This window comes from Algoriphagus kandeliae, from assembly GCF_004571135.1.
GTDB lineage: Bacteria > Bacteroidota > Bacteroidia > Cytophagales > Cyclobacteriaceae > Algoriphagus > Algoriphagus kandeliae.
Genome location: NZ_SPSB01000001.1, coordinates 687,206 through 707,927, shown reverse-complemented (window position 1 = coordinate 707,927; position 20,722 = coordinate 687,206). Strand labels below are relative to the sequence as shown.

23 protein-coding genes are annotated in these 20,722 nt (G+C 38.9%); 15 read left to right on the top strand and 8 right to left on the bottom strand.

The window, feature by feature from the left end; all coding sequences use genetic code 11:
- Positions 1 to 94 precede the first annotated feature (94 nt).
- The 4 genes from E4S40_RS03045 to E4S40_RS03030 form a co-directional block, all read right to left on the bottom strand.
- Positions 95 to 448, bottom strand: a complete 354-nt coding sequence (locus E4S40_RS03045; RefSeq protein ID WP_135070670.1) for a hypothetical protein — start codon at positions 446 to 448, stop codon at positions 95 to 97.
- 7 nt (positions 449 to 455) lie between these two features.
- Positions 456 to 1,661: a BaiN/RdsA family NAD(P)/FAD-dependent oxidoreductase gene (locus tag E4S40_RS03040; protein WP_135070667.1), complete on the bottom strand. Its 1,206-nt coding sequence runs from the start codon at positions 1,659 to 1,661 to the stop codon at positions 456 to 458.
- 25 nt (positions 1,662 to 1,686) lie between these two features.
- On the bottom strand, positions 1,687 to 3,219 hold the full coding sequence (locus E4S40_RS03035) for a helicase HerA-like domain-containing protein (protein WP_135070662.1): 1,533 nt from the start codon (positions 3,217 to 3,219) through the stop codon (positions 1,687 to 1,689).
- A gap of 84 nt (positions 3,220 to 3,303) precedes the next feature.
- Positions 3,304 to 3,711, bottom strand: a complete 408-nt coding sequence (locus E4S40_RS03030) for a DUF4332 domain-containing protein (protein WP_135070659.1) — start codon at positions 3,709 to 3,711, stop codon at positions 3,304 to 3,306.
- A gap of 295 nt (positions 3,712 to 4,006) precedes the next feature.
- Between E4S40_RS03030 and E4S40_RS03025 the strand changes: the two genes are divergently transcribed.
- On the top strand, positions 4,007 to 4,606 hold the full coding sequence (locus tag E4S40_RS03025) for a molecular chaperone DnaJ (RefSeq protein WP_237563113.1): 600 nt from the start codon (positions 4,007 to 4,009) through the stop codon (positions 4,604 to 4,606).
- A 27-nt stretch (positions 4,607 to 4,633) separates the two neighbouring features.
- Here the strand turns inward: E4S40_RS03025 and E4S40_RS03020 are convergent, their stop codons facing one another.
- Both E4S40_RS03020 and E4S40_RS03015 read right to left on the bottom strand, forming a co-directional pair.
- Positions 4,634 to 5,236 carry a tetratricopeptide repeat protein gene (locus E4S40_RS03020; RefSeq protein WP_135070656.1) on the bottom strand — a complete coding sequence of 201 codons (603 nt, stop codon included), beginning with the start codon at positions 5,234 to 5,236 and terminating at the stop codon, positions 4,634 to 4,636.
- 10 nt (positions 5,237 to 5,246) lie between these two features.
- Positions 5,247 to 6,062, bottom strand: coding sequence for a 2,3,4,5-tetrahydropyridine-2,6-dicarboxylate N-succinyltransferase (locus tag E4S40_RS03015; protein WP_135070653.1), 816 nt, complete (start codon positions 6,060 to 6,062; stop codon positions 5,247 to 5,249).
- Between the two features lie 21 nt (positions 6,063 to 6,083).
- On the opposite strand from E4S40_RS03015, the gene E4S40_RS03010 reads away from it, so the two are divergent.
- From E4S40_RS03010 to E4S40_RS02965, 10 genes are all read left to right on the top strand, one after another.
- Positions 6,084 to 7,214 carry a glycosyltransferase family protein gene (locus tag E4S40_RS03010; RefSeq protein ID WP_135070650.1) on the top strand — a complete coding sequence of 377 codons (1,131 nt, stop codon included), beginning with the start codon at positions 6,084 to 6,086 and terminating at the stop codon, positions 7,212 to 7,214.
- 310 nt (positions 7,215 to 7,524) lie between these two features.
- The gene (locus E4S40_RS03005; RefSeq protein WP_135070647.1) at positions 7,525 to 8,190 is read left to right on the top strand and encodes a metal-dependent transcriptional regulator; all 666 of its coding nucleotides are present in this window, start codon (positions 7,525 to 7,527) and stop codon (positions 8,188 to 8,190) included.
- Complete coding sequence (locus E4S40_RS03000) at positions 8,187 to 9,101, top strand: metal ABC transporter solute-binding protein, Zn/Mn family (protein WP_135070644.1); 915 nt, start codon at positions 8,187 to 8,189, stop codon at positions 9,099 to 9,101. The genes E4S40_RS03005 and E4S40_RS03000 overlap by 4 nt, the downstream gene beginning before the upstream one ends.
- Positions 9,098 to 9,886 (top strand): metal ABC transporter ATP-binding protein, encoded by a 789-nt coding sequence (locus tag E4S40_RS02995; protein WP_135070641.1) that lies wholly within the window; start codon positions 9,098 to 9,100, stop codon positions 9,884 to 9,886. The genes E4S40_RS03000 and E4S40_RS02995 overlap by 4 nt, the downstream gene beginning before the upstream one ends.
- A complete protein-coding gene (locus tag E4S40_RS02990) occupies positions 9,886 to 11,178 on the top strand; it encodes a metal ABC transporter permease (protein ID WP_135070638.1) in 1,293 nt (430 codons plus the stop codon). The genes E4S40_RS02995 and E4S40_RS02990 overlap by 1 nt, the downstream gene beginning before the upstream one ends.
- Positions 11,165 to 12,064, top strand: coding sequence for a metal ABC transporter permease (locus tag E4S40_RS02985; RefSeq protein WP_317129208.1), 900 nt, complete (start codon positions 11,165 to 11,167; stop codon positions 12,062 to 12,064). The genes E4S40_RS02990 and E4S40_RS02985 overlap by 14 nt, the downstream gene beginning before the upstream one ends.
- A 1-nt stretch (position 12,065) precedes the next feature.
- The gene (locus E4S40_RS02980; protein WP_135070635.1) at positions 12,066 to 12,521 is read left to right on the top strand and encodes a thioredoxin family protein; all 456 of its coding nucleotides are present in this window, start codon (positions 12,066 to 12,068) and stop codon (positions 12,519 to 12,521) included.
- On the top strand, positions 12,518 to 13,900 hold the full coding sequence (gene mnmE, locus E4S40_RS02975; RefSeq protein WP_135070632.1) for a tRNA uridine-5-carboxymethylaminomethyl(34) synthesis GTPase MnmE: 1,383 nt from the start codon (positions 12,518 to 12,520) through the stop codon (positions 13,898 to 13,900). The genes E4S40_RS02980 and mnmE overlap by 4 nt, the downstream gene beginning before the upstream one ends.
- Before the next feature lie 274 nt (positions 13,901 to 14,174).
- Entirely contained in the window at positions 14,175 to 14,792 is a 618-nt protein-coding gene (locus tag E4S40_RS02970; protein ID WP_135070629.1) for an NADPH-dependent F420 reductase, read from the top strand.
- A 119-nt stretch (positions 14,793 to 14,911) separates the two neighbouring features.
- A complete protein-coding gene (locus tag E4S40_RS02965; protein ID WP_135070627.1) occupies positions 14,912 to 15,586 on the top strand; it encodes an ROK family protein in 675 nt (224 codons plus the stop codon).
- An 11-nt stretch (positions 15,587 to 15,597) separates the two neighbouring features.
- Here E4S40_RS02965 and rfbA read toward each other — a convergent pair whose 3' ends face one another.
- Positions 15,598 to 16,467: a glucose-1-phosphate thymidylyltransferase RfbA gene (gene rfbA, locus E4S40_RS02960; protein ID WP_135070624.1), complete on the bottom strand. Its 870-nt coding sequence runs from the start codon at positions 16,465 to 16,467 to the stop codon at positions 15,598 to 15,600.
- A gap of 182 nt (positions 16,468 to 16,649) precedes the next feature.
- Here rfbA and E4S40_RS02955 point away from each other — a divergent pair, with 182 nt between their 5' ends.
- From E4S40_RS02955 to E4S40_RS02940, 4 genes are all read left to right on the top strand, one after another.
- Complete coding sequence (locus E4S40_RS02955; RefSeq protein ID WP_135070621.1) at positions 16,650 to 17,081, top strand: (4Fe-4S)-binding protein; 432 nt, start codon at positions 16,650 to 16,652, stop codon at positions 17,079 to 17,081.
- A gap of 229 nt (positions 17,082 to 17,310) precedes the next feature.
- On the top strand, positions 17,311 to 17,559 hold the full coding sequence (locus E4S40_RS02950; protein ID WP_135070618.1) for an acyl carrier protein: 249 nt from the start codon (positions 17,311 to 17,313) through the stop codon (positions 17,557 to 17,559).
- 68 nt (positions 17,560 to 17,627) lie between these two features.
- Positions 17,628 to 18,290 carry a CAP domain-containing protein gene (locus tag E4S40_RS02945; protein ID WP_135070616.1) on the top strand — a complete coding sequence of 221 codons (663 nt, stop codon included), beginning with the start codon at positions 17,628 to 17,630 and terminating at the stop codon, positions 18,288 to 18,290.
- Positions 18,291 to 18,369: 79 nt separating this feature from the next.
- Positions 18,370 to 19,125: a hypothetical protein gene (locus tag E4S40_RS02940; RefSeq protein WP_135070613.1), complete on the top strand. Its 756-nt coding sequence runs from the start codon at positions 18,370 to 18,372 to the stop codon at positions 19,123 to 19,125.
- A 50-nt stretch (positions 19,126 to 19,175) separates the two neighbouring features.
- Here the strand turns inward: E4S40_RS02940 and E4S40_RS02935 are convergent, their stop codons facing one another.
- The gene (locus E4S40_RS02935; RefSeq protein WP_135070610.1) at positions 19,176 to 20,555 is read right to left on the bottom strand and encodes an MATE family efflux transporter; all 1,380 of its coding nucleotides are present in this window, start codon (positions 20,553 to 20,555) and stop codon (positions 19,176 to 19,178) included.
- Positions 20,556 to 20,722: the final 167 nt, after the last annotated feature.

Genomic DNA, 20,722 nt, shown 5'->3' with positions numbered 1-20,722 from the left:
CATGCTGAAACTACCTTTGTATTAAAGTTTAAAACATAGGGTATTTAAAAAAAATTGGAGCGACAGGTGTCAGCTCCTTTTTTTTGAATAAAATTCAAATTTGATCTACCAGTCTTTTGACCTCATCAATAGCCCGATCTACTTGTTTAATAAACCTTTCGTAATGATCCTGAAATTCAGGACCAAAACCGGTAGATTCCAAAATTTCTTTTCCATTCTGAAGAGAATTGGCCAAGTCCTCAAATTCAAACATTCCCAAAGTGGGTTTGACTTTATGACGGATTTGTTGGATTATTTCCAAATCTCTTTGAATCATCCCTGCGGAATATAACTGCTTTAATTCCATCAAGCCTGCAAAAATGGCTTGTGTCAATTCCTTTTTAAACTCCTCATCTCCATCGGACATTTCTTCTATCCGAAAGTTCAATTCAGGATAAATCAGGCTCATAAAATTTCTATAAATGGGTAGATTTTCCGGCAAGATAACCTGTTGACCATGCAGCTTGAAAGTTGAAACCACCCGTAATTCCGTCCACATTGAGAACTTCCCCTGCGAAGAATATTTTTGGGTGAAAAATACTTTCCATAGTTTCTGGATTAACCTCCTGAAGATCTATACCTCCAGCTGTTACAAATTCTTCTTTGAAAGTAGTCTTTCCTTCGACTTTCAAAATATAGCAAAAAAGATTTTGAACCAGTCTATTTATCTGCTTTTTCGAAAGATTTCCATAGGTATCATTCGCTTCAATGCCTGCATTTTGAACCAAGAATTCCCATAATCTCGTGGGAAGATCATGAAGGGGGTAATTTTTTACCTTTCTCCCCCCATGCAATGACTTGTAGTTTCGAACACTTTGATCCCAGTCTTGCTCCTTTAAATCAGCATTCCAATTGATTACAGCTTGTGCTTTGTAGGAATGATCATAAAGCCATTTGGCTCCAAAAGCCGACAGCTTCAAAACCGCCGGCCCACTTACTCCCCAATGAGTAATTAAAACCGGGCCATGATAAGAAAGCTTTGTCCCTTCCAGTCTTACATGTGCATTTGAAACACTAATTCCCATCAACTCTCTAATCGATTCCTGAGGCGTATTAAAGGTAAATAGTGATGGAATCGGTGGGACAATGGTATGCTTTAGGTTAGATAAAAACTGATAGCCATCCATTTTAGGGCTACCACCGGCAGCAATAATCAATCGGTCGAGCAAAACCTCCGACTTTCCAGAAATAATTTTGAGGCCTTTTTCACTTGGGCTAATTGAATGAATAGGAAAATTCAAATGTAATTGAACTCCAAGTCGATTTGCTTCTTTGGTTAAAGCTTGAATGATGGATTCACTGGAATCAGACTGTGGAAAAACTCTCCCGTCTGCCTCTTCTTTCAAAGCAACTCCCCTACTTTGAAACCAATTTATGGTATCAGGTATAGAAAAATGCCGAAAAACCCGTTTTAGAAATTTTTCTCCTCTTGGATAAAACTTTACAAGTTTGCTGATTTCCATCGGTCGATGGGTAACATTACACCGCCCCCCTCCAGAAATCCGGACTTTAGAAAGAAGCTTCGAGGACTTTTCATAAATGTGAACTTCCCGACCAGGACCTGCTGCATGAATTGCTGCAAAAAAGCCAGCCGCACCTCCTCCAATTACTCCAATTTTCACCGCTTTCAGTTAATTTTTTGAAATATCAACGTTTTCTGCTGAAGGAGCCTAAAATACCTCTTGTTAATTCTCTAAAAATCGTTCTTCCAATTTGACGTACCATGGTGTTTTTACTTAGTTCTTCAAGCAAAGATTCATCATTGGATGTTCGAGTAGCGGTTCGAGGTTTAGGACCTGGAAGGGTGGCTTTTTCTTGCTCTTTCTCTACCTTTTCCATTTTTTGATTGAGGATCTCAAAAGCTGACTCCCTATCCAAATTCACATTGTACTTGGCAATCAAGCTTGAATTAGAAATGACCTCATCAATTTCTGATGGCGAAAGAATATCCATTCGTGTGATAGGCGCTCGAACTAATGTATGGGCAAGCGGAGTAGGAATACCTTTTTCATTTAACGCAGTTATCAAAGCCTCTCCAATTCCCATCGAAGTCAATACTTCGGAAGTTTCATAAAATGGGGAAAGCGGATAGTTTTCGGCTGTTTTGGTAATTGCTTTTCGATCTTTTGCCGTAAATGCACGAAGCGCATGTTGAACTTTCAACCCCAATTGTCCCAATACAGAATCAGGAACATCAGTTGGTGTTTGGGTACAGAAATAAACACCAACTCCCTTAGACCGAATTAATTTGATGATAGCTTCAATTTTTTCCAATAAGTCTTTGGAAGCATTTGAAAATACCAAATGTGCTTCATCGATGAATAAACAAAGCTTTGGCTTATCAGCATCTCCCTGCTCTGGAAAGGTCTCATAAATCTCTGAAAGCAAGCTCAACATGAAGGTTGAGAACAATTTTGGTTTACTTTGAATATCAGTCAGGCGAATAATGGAAATTACGCCTTTGCCATCTTCGGTTCTGACGAAGTCATCTACCTCAAAAGACCGCTCTCCAAAAAACTTAGCTGCTCCTTGCTGCTCCAATTCGATAATTTTACGCATGATGGTATTTACTGAAGCAGCGGATACCTGACCAAATTCATTCTTGATTTGCTCTTTTCCTTCATTATTGATGAATTGGAGGACACGCTTAAGATCTTTCAAATCCAATAAAGGAAGATGATGGGTATCACAGTATTGAAAAATAAGTGCAATAACCCCTCGTTGGGTATCGTTCAAATCCAAAATCTGAGAAATCAACACCGGCCCAAATTCTGAAACGGTTGCCTTGAGTCGAACTCCCTTTTCATCTGAAATAGACATCAATTCCACAGGCAATCCCATCGGCTCATAATCCACACCGATTTTTTCAGAACGACTGATAATAAAATCCTTGACTTCGCCAGGCTGGGCCAATCCTGATAAATCACCTTTTAAATCCATCAAAACTGAAGGAACCCCTTTCAAGGACAGTTGTTCTGCAATTACTTGTAAAGTCTTGGTCTTTCCTGTTCCTGTGGCTCCGGCAATCAAACCATGACGGTTCATAGTTTTCAAAGGGACTTTAACATTTGCTTCGGTAATAGCTTCACCGTCTAGAATACCCGTTCCTAAAATGATGAAGTCCTTTTTGTAAGTTTGACCTTCGTTCAGTGTTTGAATGAATTGATCTTTTCGATTCATGGATTTGTGATTTGAAAAATGAAACTATAAAAAAAACCTTGATGCCGGAGGCAAAAAGGTTCTTTTAAGAGAATTTGTCAATTGTTAATAAGTAACTACTGGTTCCAAAGCTTTCGCTTGAGCAATAAAATCAGCAACTTTTTCTGCATTCGGAACAACCCGTGTCAAACCCTTTTCCTCTTGGGTCTTTACTAAGGCTGCATGAAGATTTTCCGCATTTCTATTTCGAAGTTCCTTTACCGTATCAACTCCGGCTGCTTTTAAAAGCTCGGCAAACTGGCTTGCAATTCCGTTGATTCTGAAAAGATCAGCCATGTTAACCCACTTCAAGATTTGACTAGCATCCAATCCTGTAGCCTCAGCTAGTTTTTGTCTACCTGATTTTGTAGCACCCTTTTCCAAAAGTCCTTCTACAGTTTTAACTCCTGCTTCAGCAAGCTTGGCTTTGTAAACAGGTCCAATTCCTTCAATAGCATCAATTGCTTTTCCCATAATTTGAATAGTTTAAAATGAATAAAATGTCATTTAGAGACATATAAATTTAGGATGATATTAAATAAAGACAATTTTTTTTAGCTTAAATCTTATTCATCAAATAAATAAAAAATCCTCTTTTGGAAACATTAACTTTGTGTATTCATTTTACTACTTAATTTTCCAGAATTACTTGTAGCATATCTTCACCTTGAAAAAATCAGTCCTTTTAATAATAGTATCCCTTTTACTCGCTTTTTCCTTCAGAAGCCAAGCCCAGGGAATTCCTAATCTAGGCCAAACTGACCAATGGATGAAAGGAGCATTGGCCGCTATGGAGCGAAACGATTACCAAACCGCCAATCAAATTTTCAGAAATCTTATTGATTCAGGTCTTCCTCTTCCAAGCGAAATGCCCTATTATTTTGCTTTGACGCTTTTCGAGTTGGGCCAATATGACAACAGTTCCAATTTCCTCAATAAATACTTTGACTTAAATGGATTTAATGGGGCTAATTACGATTTAGCAAAAAAACTACAGCAAGATCTCAAGACCCCTTTAGCGGAGATAAAAGTTTGTCAATTATGCGACAAAAAGGGCTACAGATGGGAAACCTGCCCAACTTGCTCTGGATCAAAACAAATCCAACAGGACTGTAGCTATTGTCGGGGTATAGGTGTAGTTGGATGTAGCCGATGTGCCGGAAAAGGCCTAATAACCAAGCGGAATATTTTCAACATCGTGGAATATTTCGAGTGTGATCGCTGCGGAGGAAAAGGCCGGCTAGATTGCCCAACCTGTAATGGAACTTTGAAAGAAGTGAGCGATTGCAAAACTTGTAACGGGATAGGTTACCTGTCAGGAGAAATAATTTGCGATCACAAAGAACACGAGCATACTACTAAAAAATAAAAATCGGCCCGAAAGCCGATTTTCTATTTACTTACAAAACTTATTCAGAGCATCTTCTGCACCTGGGTATTCCAAACTTTTAGCTAATTGGAAATCCTCACATGCACTTCGCTTTTGCTTAAGTGCAATCTTTAACATGCCCCTGTTGAAATAAGCTTGTGCAAAGTTTTTATCCAATTGAATAGCATTTCCATAAGCCTTCATCGCATCAGCAGTATGGCCCATTTGGTGCAAGGCTCTTGCTTTCATAAAGGAAGCCATTGCCGGTGCTCCAGAGATTTCCTCAGCTTTGGAAGCATAAATCAAAGCCCTGGAATAGTTTTCTTGAGCGTAATGAAGATTAGAAATAGCCAATAGAACCTGAAAATTATTAGGTTCAATTTCCAAGGCCTTTTCAAAATCTGCTATTGCGGAATCCAGCTGCCCCTGTTCCTCGTGGGCTCTTCCCCGATTAAATAGCAAGACCACGTCATTAGGATTGTATTTCAAATCCTGAGAATATTCATTTACCGCTTCTTCATACGCTCCCCGATTGAATGCACGGTCACCTTCACTACTTGATTTACCTGTACAAGCAAAAGTGGCCCCACTGATAAGTAAGGCCACTCCTAAACGATAAATTATTTTCATTCTAGTTGGTTTAGACTGCCACGTTATTTTCTCTTAATGCATCATTTAGAGAGGTTTTGAGGTCAGTAGAAGCTTTTCGCTTTCCAATGATTAAAGCACATGGAACCTGGAATGTCCCAGCTGGAAAATCTTTGGAAATTGTACCTGGAATTACCACTGAACGAGGCGGAACATATCCTTTATATTCAACAGGTTCTGCCCCAGTTACATCAATAATCTTCGAGCTAGCTGTAAGGGTAACTCCTGCTCCCAAAACAGCTTCTTTTCCAACTCGAACTCCTTCTACGATGATTGCTCTTGAACCAATGAATGCTCCATCTTCCACAATCACAGGAGCAGCCTGAACAGGCTCTAACACTCCACCGATACCTACACCACCACTTAAATGAACATTTTTGCCGATCTGTGCGCAAGAACCGACAGTCGCCCAAGTATCAACCATCGTGCCACTATCCACAAAAGCACCGATATTAACATAACTTGGCATCATCACAACTCCACTTGCCAAATGGGCTCCATAACGGGCTACAGCATGAGGAACTACTCGCACTCCCTGCTTGGCATAGTTTGTCTTCAAAGCCATCTTATCATGAAACTCAAAAGGCCCCACTTCAATGGTTTTCATTTTTTGGATAGGGAAATAAAGAATCACCGCCTTTTTGATCCAATCATTCACCTGCCAATCTCCATTTGGAAGTGGTTCAGCTACTCTCAATTGACCGGCATCCAAATCAGCAATGACTGTTTTGATAGCGATTTCGGTATCTTTTTCTTTTAACAATTCCCTGTTTTCCCAGGCGCTTTCGATAATTGTTCTGAGTTCCATGAATTTGATTAGTTTCGTTTAATGAGTGATCAAAAGGCCAACAAAATTTCGGTATTGTTTGCTTCTTCCCTTAAACCACTGGTTGATTCCAGAGCATTTGGGAGGCTAGGCCTTTCGCTGCGTGAAACAAATAAATACCAATTAAACTTCATAGGATTTTCCAGCAAATCACTTCCAAAAACGACAGAAGATCGATTTTTTGTTTCTATCACTGATTACCATTCTCGATGGCAAAGGCTGATTCTTCCGATAAGATTTGGCTTTTTACTCCTAAAAATCAAGCCCAAAATCTTGATTTGCTGCAGTTGGGAAATGCTCCTAATAGCCAAATTTTTGAAGCCTTGGTTGAAGTACAAGCTGATTTACGATGTCCAAGAGAATTTTATCCAAAACCTTACCCTTAATCCAAACTCCACCAAACTAAAAAAGGCAATTGCCACTTGGATTATTAAAAAATCAGAAAAGCCAAAAGGAATTGATTTTCACATATTGGCAGAAGCTTGCTATGCTGTCGAGATGCCGGAAAAAGAACCCAATTTGATTCTTGAAAACAAATTCCCGATTTCTGATTCGCCTCCTTCCATAAAATCTTATAAAGGCAAAAAGTCTTTCCGATTTTTAATCACAGGCACCTTGACTCCAAGTTATGGTGTAATCGAAGCCATCCGATTTTTTGAAAAGATTCTGTCAAGATTTCCTGGATCACAATTACAAATAATTGGACACGTACCTTTAAAAGATTTTGAAAAAACGCTTCAGGAATTTGGAAGAAAAAGTAAGGCCATCCAGCTTGAATTAAGCCCTTCACCCATTGCTCACGAAGTAGTTTTGAAAGCTATCAAAGAATCGGATTTCTTACTACTTCCCTATCAGCTTCATCCATCAATTATCAATAAACTTCCAAGTAAACTTTTCGAAGCTTGTGGTTTGGGATGTCCAGTAATAATCAATTCTAACCCAAAGTGGGAACCCATTATCTCCAAGCACAAGCTGGGAATTTCAGTCCATTTTGATCAAATCGAATTAAGCCTCCAAGAATTTTCTTCAGGTCTCGACACCCAATTTTTCTCAAATCTTGATTCAGATTTTTATCGCTGGAATAAAGAAGCCCAACTCTTTAGCCAATTGATAGAAGAACTTTTAGGCCAATAAATCAAGCGTGGAAAACTATCCACACTTATCCACTTCTATCCCATTTTAGAAACCAATTTTCTAAATCAGGAAACTCAAATTACGTAACCCTTATCCCGGGAAATTCTATGGATTTTTAGGATTTAAAATTCCCAAATCATTCATATTCAATAAAATAGAATTATTTTTATTTTCACCTTAACTTATTTTTAGACTAACCTAAACCCAAAATCACATTTGAAAATAGGTTTTCCACAACCTATTTAGATACCAATAAATATTATTTTAGCTTTATCTAAATTAATTTTTATATTTGTATCAAATTTGATTAATTATGAATCTGACCGCAGCAGAAGAGAATTATTTAAAAGCCATCTATCACCTATCGGATGGTGCGAGCAAATCAGTTTCGACAAATGACATTGCAGCTGAAATGAAGACAAAGCCTGCCTCTGTTTCAGACATGCTTCGGAAGCTTGGAGAAAAAGAGGTGATCAACTACCGAAAATATTATGGAGTTAACATCACCCCTGAGGGTAAAAAACTAGCCCTTCAAACCATCCGAAAACATCGACTTTGGGAAGTGTTTTTGGTTGAAAAATTAAATTTTGCTTGGGATGAAGTTCATGAGGTTGCAGAAGAATTAGAACATATCCAATCTCCCCTACTCATTCAGCGCCTTGATGCTTTTTTAAACTATCCAAAGTTTGACCCCCACGGTGATCCTATCCCGGATGAATTTGGAGATGTGAAGGCTCGGCCTCGAATTCCAATCAGTGAAATGGAAATTGACCAATCCGGACAGATCGTTGCAGTCAAGGACAGTTCTGCGGCTTTCCTTCGCTACATGGATAAAGTCGGCGCATATATCGGAGCGAGAGTAAAAATTCTGGATAAGGTGGAATTCGATGGTTCCGTAGAAATCTTGGTCGATCAAAAGAAAAGCATTTTCATGTCAAAGGATGTGGCATCAAATATCCTAGCAGTTCAGTCATGAGAAAGATTGTTCTGGTCATATTTTTAATCCTTGGGCTTTTTTCTTGTAAAAAATCTTCTCCCGATACGAGAGAGAAACCCATGATTGTAGCCACCACAAGCATCTTGGCTGATGCTATTTCTGAGATTGTGGGAGATTTAGCTGATGTACAACCGCTGATGCCTGCAGGCGTAGATCCTCATTTGTATAAGGCATCCGTACGAGATTTGGATCTATTGACCAACGCCAATTTAGTTGTTTACCATGGTCTATTTCTAGAGGGGAAAATGACCGAAATTTTTGAAAAGTTGGCTTATAGTCAAAATCTCATCAATATGTCTGAGGACTTACCTGAAAGTAAATTGCTTCGATCAGGCCCTGAAGCTCACAGTGTGGACCCCCACATTTGGTTTGATGTTCAACTTTGGGAAATGGCTCTTGATAACACCGTAGAAAAATTAATCAAATGGAAACCGGAATGGGAAAAGCAAATCCGAGAAAATTGGAAAGCTTACCAAATACAACTCCAAGCGTTGAATGCCTATGCTGATAAAGTAACTGGAGAATTGGTTTCATCTGGACAAGCCTTGGTTACAGCGCATGATGCCTTTGCTTATTTTGGAAAAGCCTATGATATCGAAGTAAGAGGTCTGCAAGGTCTTTCCACACTTAGCGAACCCGGATTAAGAGATTTGGGTAACTTGGTTCAATTCATTATCGATCGAAATATTAAAGCTGTTTTTGCCGAGCAGACCATTTCTCCTAGAGCTCTGAATGCTTTGGTTCAGGCCTGTGAAAAGCGCAATCACCCCATCCAATTAGCAGGCCCTTTATTTACGGATAGCCTAGATGCTCCCAATACGGAAGCGGGGACCTACATCGGAATGGTCCAAACCAACCTCAATACCATACACCAAGCCCTTTTACCATGATTAAGCATATAGAGAACCCAATTTTGGAAATCCACGATTTGACGGTCAGCTATGACCAAAGCCCTGTATTATGGAATGTGGATTTCAGTTTACCTGCTGGAAAACTGATAGGAATCCTTGGACCGAATGGTGCCGGAAAATCCACGCTAATAAAAGCTATCATGGGATTGATCCAACCAAGCAGTGGGTATGTAAAGATTTTTGATCAGGACTTGGATAATGTTCGGAACAAAATAAGCTATGTACCTCAACGGGAATCTGTGGACTGGAATTTTCCTGCCTCTGTTTTAGATGTAGTTTTGATGGGGACGTATGGTAAACTAGGACTCTTTAAAAGACCGGGGAAAAAAGAAAAAGAATTGGCCCTCTCCTGTCTTGAAAAAGTAGGAATGACCGCTTACGTTCATCGGCAAATTTCCGAACTATCAGGGGGGCAGCAACAACGGGTATTTATAGCGCGGGCTTTAGCCCAAGAGGCTGATTTGTATTTGATGGACGAACCTTTTGCTGGGGTTGATATGAACACTGAAACGGCGATTTTCAACTTGCTTCAGGAGATGAGTCAAAGTGGAAAAACAGTAATCGTAGTGCATCATGATATCTATTCGGCTGTAAATTATTTCGATTGGTTTATCATGTTAAATCTTCACTTGGTAGCTTCTGGACCCAAAAATGAGGTCGTAACAGAAGAATTGTTAAGGAAGACCTATGGTGGAAAGTTGAATTTACTTTCTAAAGTATCCGAGCTCATTCGTCAGAAAGAATTCAATCCCCTCAAAGACTAATGGAAGATTTTCTCTACTTCTTTTCTTTTCAGGATGCCTCCATAGCCTTTGTGGTTTTGGGAATAACCCTGCTTGGGATTGGATCCGCCTTTGTCGGTACTTTTAGCTTTTTGGATAACAAAGCTTTGCTGGGAGATGCGATCTCTCATGCCATCCTTCCGGGAATCTGTTTGGGATTTATGTTGGCAGGCGAAAAAAACCCTTTCTTCATTGTTGGGGGTGCAATAGCATCGGGAGGGCTTGCTACCTATCTGACCTCCTGGCTAAAAGACAATACAAAACTTAGCGAGGATTCCATTATTGCGGTTGTTTTATCTGTATTTTTTGGAGTGGGCATAGTCTTTTTGACCATTATTCAAAAGAGTGGGAATCCAGAAATGGCGGGTCTAAATCAATTCATTTTTGGAAATGCGATTGGTATCGTAGAGCGAGATCTTTGGATCTATGGAGGCTTATCCTTAGGTATCATAGGCGTTTTGGTCTTCATGCTTAAAGAATTCCAATTATTGGTTTTTAATCCTGATTTCGGAAAAGCTTTGGGACTTCCTATGCATCAGATCCGATTAGTGTTTAACATTCTTATCATCCTTGCCGTGGTTATCGGGATTCAAGCTATTGGAGTTGTGTTAATGGCTGCTTTGCTAATTACCCCTGGAGCAGCTGCAAGATTTTGGACCGACCGTTTGAAAACACTTTTGGTTTTGGCAGCAGTATTTGCAATCATCTCCGGAATATTTGGAACCTATGTTTCCTATACACTTCCACAAATGCCAACAGGCCCTTGGGTGGTGGTGATCCTTTCATTTATAGCACTTCTCTCCTTTCTGTTTGCTCCCAAAAAAGGCATTCTTTACCGCTTTTTTCACCGTAAGAAATACATAGACAAAACGCAGCGGGATCATGTTTTGAAAAGCGTATACAAAGCTGAAGAATTGGGAAGACATGCTTTGTCTTTTGAAGAGCTAACTCAACTTTACCCAAATCAAAAGAAGTCAATTAATAAATCAATTAAAGAATTAGAAAGAGAAGGTCAATTATTTATAAATCAAAATCTTATAAAACTGACTAAACCCGGAAAAATGGAGGCAAAACGTATAGTGAGACTCCATCGTTTATGGGAGCTTTATCTTAATGAATACATGAACATTGCTCCAGACCACGTCCATGAATCAGCTGAAAAGTTAGAACATTTATTGACTCCCGAGCTTGAAGCTTTATTAGAAAATAGGCTGAATTATCCACGCCTAGATCCCCATCAGGAAACAATCCCAAGAGATCATGATGACATTTGACCAAAACGCATTTCTAATCATATTCACCGCTTCACTAATTGCAATTTCTTGTGGTTTGTTGGGAGTCTTTATGATGCTTCGAAAAATGGCTATGACTGGTGATGCTATTTCTCATGCCGTACTACCCGGAATTGTGATTGGCTTTTTGGTATCAGGGACACAGAGAGGTCTGGAAGTTATCATTGGAGCTGGAATTTTGGGAATACTTGCCACCTTAATGATCGATTGGCTCCGAAAAAAAGCGCGAGTTCAATTAGATGCATCCATTGGGATAACTTTCACCCTCCTTTTCGCTATAGGAATTATTTTAATCAGTGCATTCGCCTATCGAGTTGATCTCGACCAAGAATGTGTTCTTTATGGAGAAATTGCCTATCTGCCAATAGATTTGTGGATTACTGATGCAGGAAATAATCTTGGACCTCGAATCATGTGGTTGGCAATCTTGAACCTGACTTTGGTTTTGGCTTTTATCACCTTATTCTATAAGGAATTGAAGCTGACTAGTTTTGATGAAAAATTTGGCGTGGTGATTGGTATTCCTGCATCTGCGATCAACTTGGGTTTGATGAGTATGGTGTCCTATACAACCGTTAGTAGCTTTGAGGCTGTTGGTGCTATTTTGGTTGTTGCACTATTGGTTGTTCCACCAGCCACGGCCTTTCTTTGGACCCGGCAACTCCGTCATTTAATTAAGTTGACATTGATTATTGGGGTCATGGTATCCCTGCTTGGTTATTATTTGGCCTACTTATTGGACTCATCCATTGCGGGCATGATGGTAACTGTCGCAGGAATTATTTTCTTTGCATCAGTTGGATTTACTCGATATCGCTCCAAAATAAATTTCGGAACCCAAAATGAAGCAAAGGCGTTTAGTTCGTAGTATGAAAAAATTATTCCTCCTTTTCGGATTTCTATTCCTTGCATTTACAGGATATTCCCAAGATAAAATCACCTGGTTGAAGTTTGAAGAAGCAGTGGCTGCGAATCAATCCAACCCCAAAATGCTCTTGGTGGATGTCTATACCGATTGGTGTGGATGGTGTAAAAAAATGGATGCAGAAACATTCACTGACCCGAAAGTGATCGAATACATCAATTCGAATTTTTACGCAGTAAAGCTTAATGCTGAGGATACACAACGCACTTTTGATTTTATGGGAAAGAAATTTAGCGAAGCACAAATGGCAGCTGCTATGCGCGTACGCTCTTATCCAAATTTTGTGGTCATCGAACCAAAGCTTCAAAACATAGCTCAACTTCCAGGCTATAGAGAACCTGATGCTTTTCTTGCAGGTCTCAATGAATTGATTGAAAAGGCCTTCCGCCCTAAACCATGAGTTTTTCTTTAGCTGAACAGCAGGATACCATTGTCGCATTGGCAACTCCGCAGGGCGTAGGAGCCATTGCTGTTATTCGTCTTTCTGGAAAAGATGCCATCCGATTAACCAATCAGGTTTTTTTCGGAAAAGACCTTGAAAAACAACAGAGTCACACTATCCACTTTGGAACAATCCGTGACGGTGATCGAATCATCGATGAAGTGCTTGTTTCGATTTTTATTGCTCCCAAGTCCTTTACAAAAGAAAATGTAGTGGAAATTTCTACCCATGGCTCCTCCTACATTATCAATCAGGTAATTCGACTTTTGATCAAAAAAGGAGCACGACCTGCAAAGCCTGGAGAGTTTACTCAAAGAGCTTTTTTAAATGGACAATTTGATTTGGCCCAAGCAGAGGCTGTAGCGGATTTGATTCATGCAGATTCGGAAGCATCCCATGCGGCTGCACTCAATCAAATGCGTGGTGGGTTTTCCTCAGAAATTCAGGAGCTCCGGGCTCAATTGATCCATTTTGCCTCCTTAATTGAATTAGAGTTGGACTTTACAGAGGAAGATGTAGAATTTGCCAGCCGGGATGATTTAAGGGTTTTGGTAGAAAAACTGCTTCGGGCTGTGGAAGAATTGATTCTAAGTTTTGACCTTGGAAATGTTATTAAAAATGGAGTCCCTACCGTCATTGCAGGGAAACCTAATGCTGGAAAATCCACTCTCTTGAATGCACTTCTCAATGAGGAAAAAGCAATCGTTTCGGATATTGCTGGAACTACTCGAGATTTTATAGAAGACGAAATCAACATTGGAGGAGTTATTTTTCGCTTTATTGATACCGCTGGACTACGGGAAACTACCGATACCATTGAAGCTATAGGAGTTAGCCGGACCCAGGAAAAAATGAAAACGGCTTCCCTGATTCTCTATTTGTTTGATTTGAGTGATACCGATTTGGTAGAAATCAACCGGGATATCAATAAACTCGAAAATTTGGGTGTTCCTTATTTGAAAGTGGCTAATAAGATTGATAAAGCGGATCCGGAATTGGTGAAGGAATTAAAGGAAAAACATCCTGATACCATCTTTATTTCTGCTGGGAAAAAAGAGAATTTGGATGGATTAAAAACCAAAATTCTGGAGTTGGTCAATCTAGACAAATTCAAAACAGGAAACACCGTCGTTACTAATATTCGACATTATGATAGCCTGACTAAAACTCGAGAATCTTTATTGGAAGTTCTAGGAGGATTGGATAATCAGGTAACAAATGATTTTTTGGCAATGGATATTCGAAGGTCTCTCTATTTCTTGGGTGAGATCACAGGTGAAATTACAACTGATGATTTGTTGGCAAACATCTTTTCGAAGTTCTGTATCGGAAAGTAAACCTTAAAAACTTCACATATTTTTTCTCGATTTATTAATTCAAAAGTTTTAATCAAATACCTTTTTTTACTGATTTTCAAGCAACTAGAGTTTAATTTTCATTTTTTCAACTTGAATTCAACTTATGAAAATTGAAGTTGAAATAGATTATTTTGGTTTGTACATTATAAACGCCTAATTTTCAAAATTTAATTTTGCAATAATCAAAAATTACAATAGCTTTCGTCTGATAATCAAGTAGTTTTCGAGTTTTTCTACCCTTAAATTAAAACTTATGAAAGTCGGAATATTAGGCGGAACCAACCTAGGTAAAACCCTCGGTAAGAAATTTATGGAAGCTGGTGTAGATGTAGTCTTCGGAGTAAGAAGTGATTTTGATACCGAGCTTCCCGAATGGAAAATCCTCAATAGATTTTACAATCGACTCTGCCCTTATGAATCAGCCATCATCCAATCGGATTTCGTTTTGATCTGCAGTGATGATCAATATTTACCGGCTATCTGTGAAAGCCTACAAAGCGTTGACCTGGATGATAAAATTATTATCGATTGCACCAATCAATTGAATAGTCAAGACTTAACTAACTCAAATACCCTAAGGATTCAAAAAGCAATTCCAAAAGCGGTATTATTTAAAGCTTTTAATAACCTTGGCTTAGATTATCCTGAAGAAGACGTCCTGGGTTTTGTAAAAGAAACTTACTTCTGTGGTAACTCTTTAGATCACAAAAAACAAGTCAAACGATTAATAGAATTGATTGGCTACAAGGCCATTTATGCAGGTATGCTAGAAAATGCCAATCTCTTGGAAGCTTTTTATCATTTGAGTCAGGTAATTCGAAAAAACCGGGAAAATAATGATCATTATCACTTTAAATTGATTGCAGTTTAATTTTTGAATTTTACTAGGATTTAATCACTCTATAAAACCTGCTTTTTCTATTAATTTTTTTAGTTTCGGGTATTAATAGAATACCAATTCGCTTTATACCCTAAAGCATAATCACTCGAATGAAAAAAACCTCAAAAAAAATCCTAGTAATCGACATTGGTGGTTCAAATGTAAAAATCCTTGCTTCTGGTGCGTCCGAACGAATAAAGATTCCTTCAGGTCCTGATTTTACGCCCGAACAGATGGTTCCTTTAGTTAAGGAACATGCCTCCGAATGGGAATATGACCTGATTACTATGGGATATCCTGGGGTTGTCAAACATAACAATATTCTTAATGATCCAGTAAATATGGGGTCTGGCTGGTCCAAATTTGACTTTGAAGCTGCATTTGGAATGCCTATTAAAATTCTCAATGATGCCGCCATGCAGGCTTTGGGGAGTTATGAAGGAAAAAAGCTTCTGTTTATGGGTCTAGGAACTGGTCTAGGAACAGCCATGGTGATGAACCATACCATAATCCCTATAGAAGGGGGGCATCTTCCTTACAAAAAATCGACCTTCGAAAATTATTTAGGAAAAGCCTATTTGCAGAAAAATGGGCAAAAGCGTTGGGAGAAACACGTTAGAAAAGTAGTAGAAATTTTTGCAGACGCCCTACAACCTGACGATATAGTACTCGGTGGAGGTAATTCAAAATTATTACAAGATCTACCTGAAGGATGCAGATTAGGAACCAACCAAAATGCCTTCAAAGGAGGTTTCAAAATGTGGGAAGAAGACTTTTGGATTTAAACCAAAAGTCTTTAGTATTTTAAGGAAACTAATCGTTTTAAATAATCTCCATAACCACTTTTTCCTAGGCGATCCGCAGCTTTTAGGAGTTCCTCTTTCCCAATGAAACCAGATCGGTAGGCAATTTCCTCTATACAGCCTATTTTCAGGCCTTGCCTTTCCTCAATGACTTCCACAAACTGGGCAGCTTGAAGCAGAGATTGATGCGTACCCGTATCTAGCCATGCAGTGCCTCGGTTCAAAATAGCTACCTGCAAGGCGTCCATTTTTAAATAGGCATTATTCACATCTGTAATTTCCAATTCACCTCTGGGACTAGGCTTGATATTTTTTGCAATTTCAACCACTCGATTATCATAAAAATAAAGCCCGGGTACGGCAAAATTAGACTTTGGGTTAGTTGGCTTTTCTTCAATACTGATGGCTTTTTGGTTTTCGTCAAATTCTACGACACCATATCGCTCAGGATCGGTCACATGATAAGCAAAAACCACTCCCCCTTCGGGGTTTGTATTCTCCTTTAAGGTCTTATGCAATCCGGAACCATAAAAAATATTATCGCCAAGAATTAGCGCTACCTTATCATTTCCAATGAATTCTTCACCGATAATGAATGCTTGGGCAAGTCCTTCAGGTGCCGGCTGAACTGCATATTGAAAATTACACCCAACTTGGCTCCCATCTCCTAACAGCTTTTGAAAGGACGCTGAATCTTCTGGAGTGGTGATAATTAAAATATCCCGAATGCCTGCCATCATTAAAACAGAAAGCGGATAGTAAATCATCGGCTTGTCATACACAGGCATCAATTGTTTACTCACCGCTATCGTCAATGGGTACAATCTCGTTCCAGATCCTCCAGCTAAAATAATTCCTTTCATCGCATTAATTTTTTTTAAACAATAGTCAATAAGGTGACATTTTCCGGACCAAAGCTACAAATAGACAGCTATTTCAAAAAATAAATTTAGGACCACAAAATAAAAACCTGCTAGGATAATTTAATCCAAACCCTTAGATAATTATTATTAATTTAAAATCAATAAAGATTAAGAAAACTACCATGGAAAAAGAACCTATCAAAAAAGAATACAGTAACGGTGAAGTCACCATTACTTGGGAACCTCATAAATGCATGCATTCGGGTAATTGCGTAAGAGGACTAGGAAAAGTTTTTGACACTAGGAGAAGGCCCTGGATTGATCAATATGCTGCTTCAACTGAAGAAATTGTAAATCAAATTCAAAAATGCCCCTCTGGAGCCCTTGGATACTATTTTGAAGAAAAAGAGGAAACTACTACTGATAGTACTAAAGAGCAACTTGTAGAGGTAATACCTAATGGTCCCTTGATGATATATGGAAACTTGAAAGTTCAACTTCCAGATGGAAGCAGTAAGAACCAACACAAAATATCAGCATTCTGTCGATGTGGCGGGAGTCAAAATAAACCCTTTTGCGATGGCACACACAAAAAAATCAACTTTCAAGGCTAAGTCATTTCAATGGGAAAAATTTTAATACTGGGATAGTGAGAAAATAAAAGAAGGCCTAAAAGAATCCTGAAATCTTATTTTGTGACAATTGTCCGTTTAATTGATTTTTTGATATTATTCAAAAAAAACAGCATAGGGAATCATTTAACTAAACAAATCCTTATTTCTCCGTTTATATCTGAGAATTGATTAATGAGGCAGTATCGTTTATTAATAGAATCCTGAAAAAATGAACCAACAATATTCTAAACTAAAAAAAGCCATTGAGGTATTTCATACTTATGGAATTACCTTGACTGGGCCCCGCAAGAATGACCATTTTATCCAAAAATTAAACATGGACCCCATCTTTGTAAATGGGTTAATTTTTGAATTGGAGTATCAGCTCCAACTTTATCTTCAGGATGAAAAACTCCGTGAAGCTTCTACTCCAAGAGAATTAATTTCCTTGTTTCTGGAAATACCACAGGACAATTAAGATCAAAACAGGAAACAATAATTTGGCTTCTTCAGCGTGATTACAGAGAATTTGACTCCAAATCACGTATGAAGAAGCTTCTTCTTTTTATCACTCTTCTATTTCCATTTGCTAATTCAGAGGCCCAATCCTGGACCGTTGAAGATTATGATAGAATGAACTGGAAGGACTTTCTTCGTTTTGAAGAAGCATACCGGATTTTGGATCCGAGAGACATCGACTATCCTCTGCTTCATGCTGCAATTTTTTATATAACCAATGAGCAGCGTGAAAATCATGGTTTACCGGCTTTTGAATATTCTTTTAAAATTGAACTTTTAGCTGCCGATCATGCTCGGGATATGGCTCGACTGGGATTCTTTAGCCACCAAAGCAAAATCAGGAACAAGCGGAAACTTCGGGACCGATTTCAGATTCAGGGATTAAACCCAAATCTAATTGCTGAAAATATTAGTAGTACAGCAGGATTGGATTATGAATACGGGAAACAGGTTCGACCTCCCCAAGTTCCTGGAGAATTCATCTATGCAAACAAACATGATCCCGTTCCCCCACATACTTACATTTCCTATGCAAAAGAAGTTGTAAGACTTTGGATGGATTCGCCGGGACATCGAGCAAATATTCTAAATCCATCATTCAAAAAAATGGGATGCGGATCTCAGGTTTATGGTGAAAAATCTTTCTACAACATGCCTTATTTTATGAATGTTCAATGCTTTAGTGATTGAATAGAATACGACAAATGACGTATGGTTTAGGAATGCTTTTTAAGTGAATTTTGGATCGTTACACTAAACTTTCTAAACCATGAAAATCAAGTTTTTTCAAATTTTAATTCTTTCAGCTGCAATTATGTGGCTAGGTACTTCTTGCAACAGTGATGATGATGATCCTCAACAACAAACACAAGCTAATCCGATTCCGACTCCGGGAGATGCTGATGGAATTTTAGCAGCTATCAAAGCCAAATCAAATCTTCCATCAGGTACTCCTTCCGTTCCTGGTATTTCGGACATTTTGCTGGATGTAGCGAATGCAAATTTCTATTCTTCTTCTGGAGGTAGTAGCAGTTTGGTTAATGTTGGGGAGGTAAGCCTCAATGATTTCCCTCTTCAAAATCTCAATAATACTTATGTCAATGACTTCACGGATGTGACCTTGGGAATCAATTCTGGACAAAACAATGACTGGGTAGTAGCGGGCGCAAACGGATTTGATGGCTTCACCCATACTACTGGAAAAGTAATGCCAGGAGTAGTAAGGTTCAGTGCAAGCATTCCTGATGAAATTTCCATTGGAGGAGACGTTTCTTTAAGTATAGAAAGCGTTCCTTCCAATGTTGATAACATCCTTTGGGTAATTTCTGACGGAGACAAAGTAGTCACCAAAGAAGCAAGAAGCACAAGCATTACCTTTTCATCCTCAGAACTAAGCGGATTAAGATCTACAAGCCAAGGAATCGTTCAAGTGGCAGCCTACAATACAGAAAGTAGAACAGTAGGCGGAAAGAAGATTTATTTTATCAATGAAACTGTGGACAGCAAGTTTGTCTCTTTGAATTAAAGTCAAATAAAACTTACCAAAAAGCCGATTTGATCTCAAATCGGCTTTTTTTATACTGAAATTCGTTTCCACCTTCCCTTTCGGAAAAGGTACCAAGCAACGACTGCATGAAGAGAATGCGCTACAGCAATAGCGATGAAAATTCCCAAATATTTTAATTCAAAAACAAAAGCCAAACTGTAGGCAAGAGGAATTTCCAAAAACCATAATACCCCAATATTGATCCAAGCAGGAGTTCGCGTATCACCTGACCCATTAAATGCTTGCGTGAGAACCATTCCAACAGCAAAAAACACATATCCCGTAGCAATTACCCAAAGCCCTTGAGAGGCAATAGCCTTGACTTCAGTTATATCAGTAAATAAACCTGCCAATTGACCAGAAAAGAATATATAAATACCAGTTACGGCAGCCATAAAGATTACACAATAGCGAGTCGTTAACCAGACTGCTTCTTCCGCTCGCATAGGTTGTTTTGCTCCTAAATTCTGGCCAACCAAGGTAGCCGCGGCACCAGAAATTCCCCAAGCCGGTAAGATTGTAAAAATCAAAACCCGCATGGCAATGGTGTACCCAGCCAAGGCTGCCGAACCAAATTCAGCATTCATTCGAGTCAAAGCCACCCAAGAAATGGAATCGATCAGAAATTGTCCCATTCCACCCAAAGCGATATCGATAATCTTTCGAATGGTCCTCCATTTTACCTGAAGACTTTCCCGAGATATCCAAAGTCTATGTTTTCCATTCAACAAGTGAAAAAGCTGAAAAATAACACCTAAGCCTCTTCCAGTAGTCGTAGCCCAAGCAGCACCTTCCAAACCAAACCCCTCAAAACTTCCAACACCAAATATCAAAATTGGATCTAATAGAATATTAAAACCATTGGCTATCCAAAGGGAACGCATGGCGTGATGTGCTTGTCCAGCTCCTCGAAATGCGCCATTTATAAGGAAAAGCAAAAGGATGGCCGCATTTCCACCAAAAATGATACGGGTAAAGCTTGCCCCATTTTGAATTACCTCTTGCTCCGCACCCATCAAGTATAGAATATCAGGGGCAAACAAAACTCCAAGAATGCTAAAAATCAACGAGATAAAACCTCCTACGAGTAAAAGCTGAAATGCTGAAGCGCCGGCTTCTTTATATTCTTTTTCCCCAAACCTCCTTGAAATCAAGGCCGTGGCAGCCATACTAATTCCAAAACCTACTGCATAAACTAATACAATAACGGATTCTGTCAATCCCACCGTTGCAATGGCATCTTCTCCCAGCTTTGCTACAAAGAAAATATCCACCACTGCGAAAAGGGATTCCATCATCATTTCCAAAATCATGGGAAGTGCCAAAACGAAAATAGCTGTCTTCAAGGAGAGCTTTGTAAAGTCCTGCTCCTTTCCAGCCAAAGCATCCTTAATCAATTGGAAATTCATAAAGCGAAGTAAAAAATTATTTGAAGCGCCAAAAGTACTCTTTTTTTCAGAGCCTTAGACTCATCGCTTAAAATTATTCCTAATCTAATTTTGTTGTCTACTCCCCTATTTTCAGGATATTTGAAGAGAATTTGAACTCAACATGAGTTTAGAGGGTTTCCCAAAAA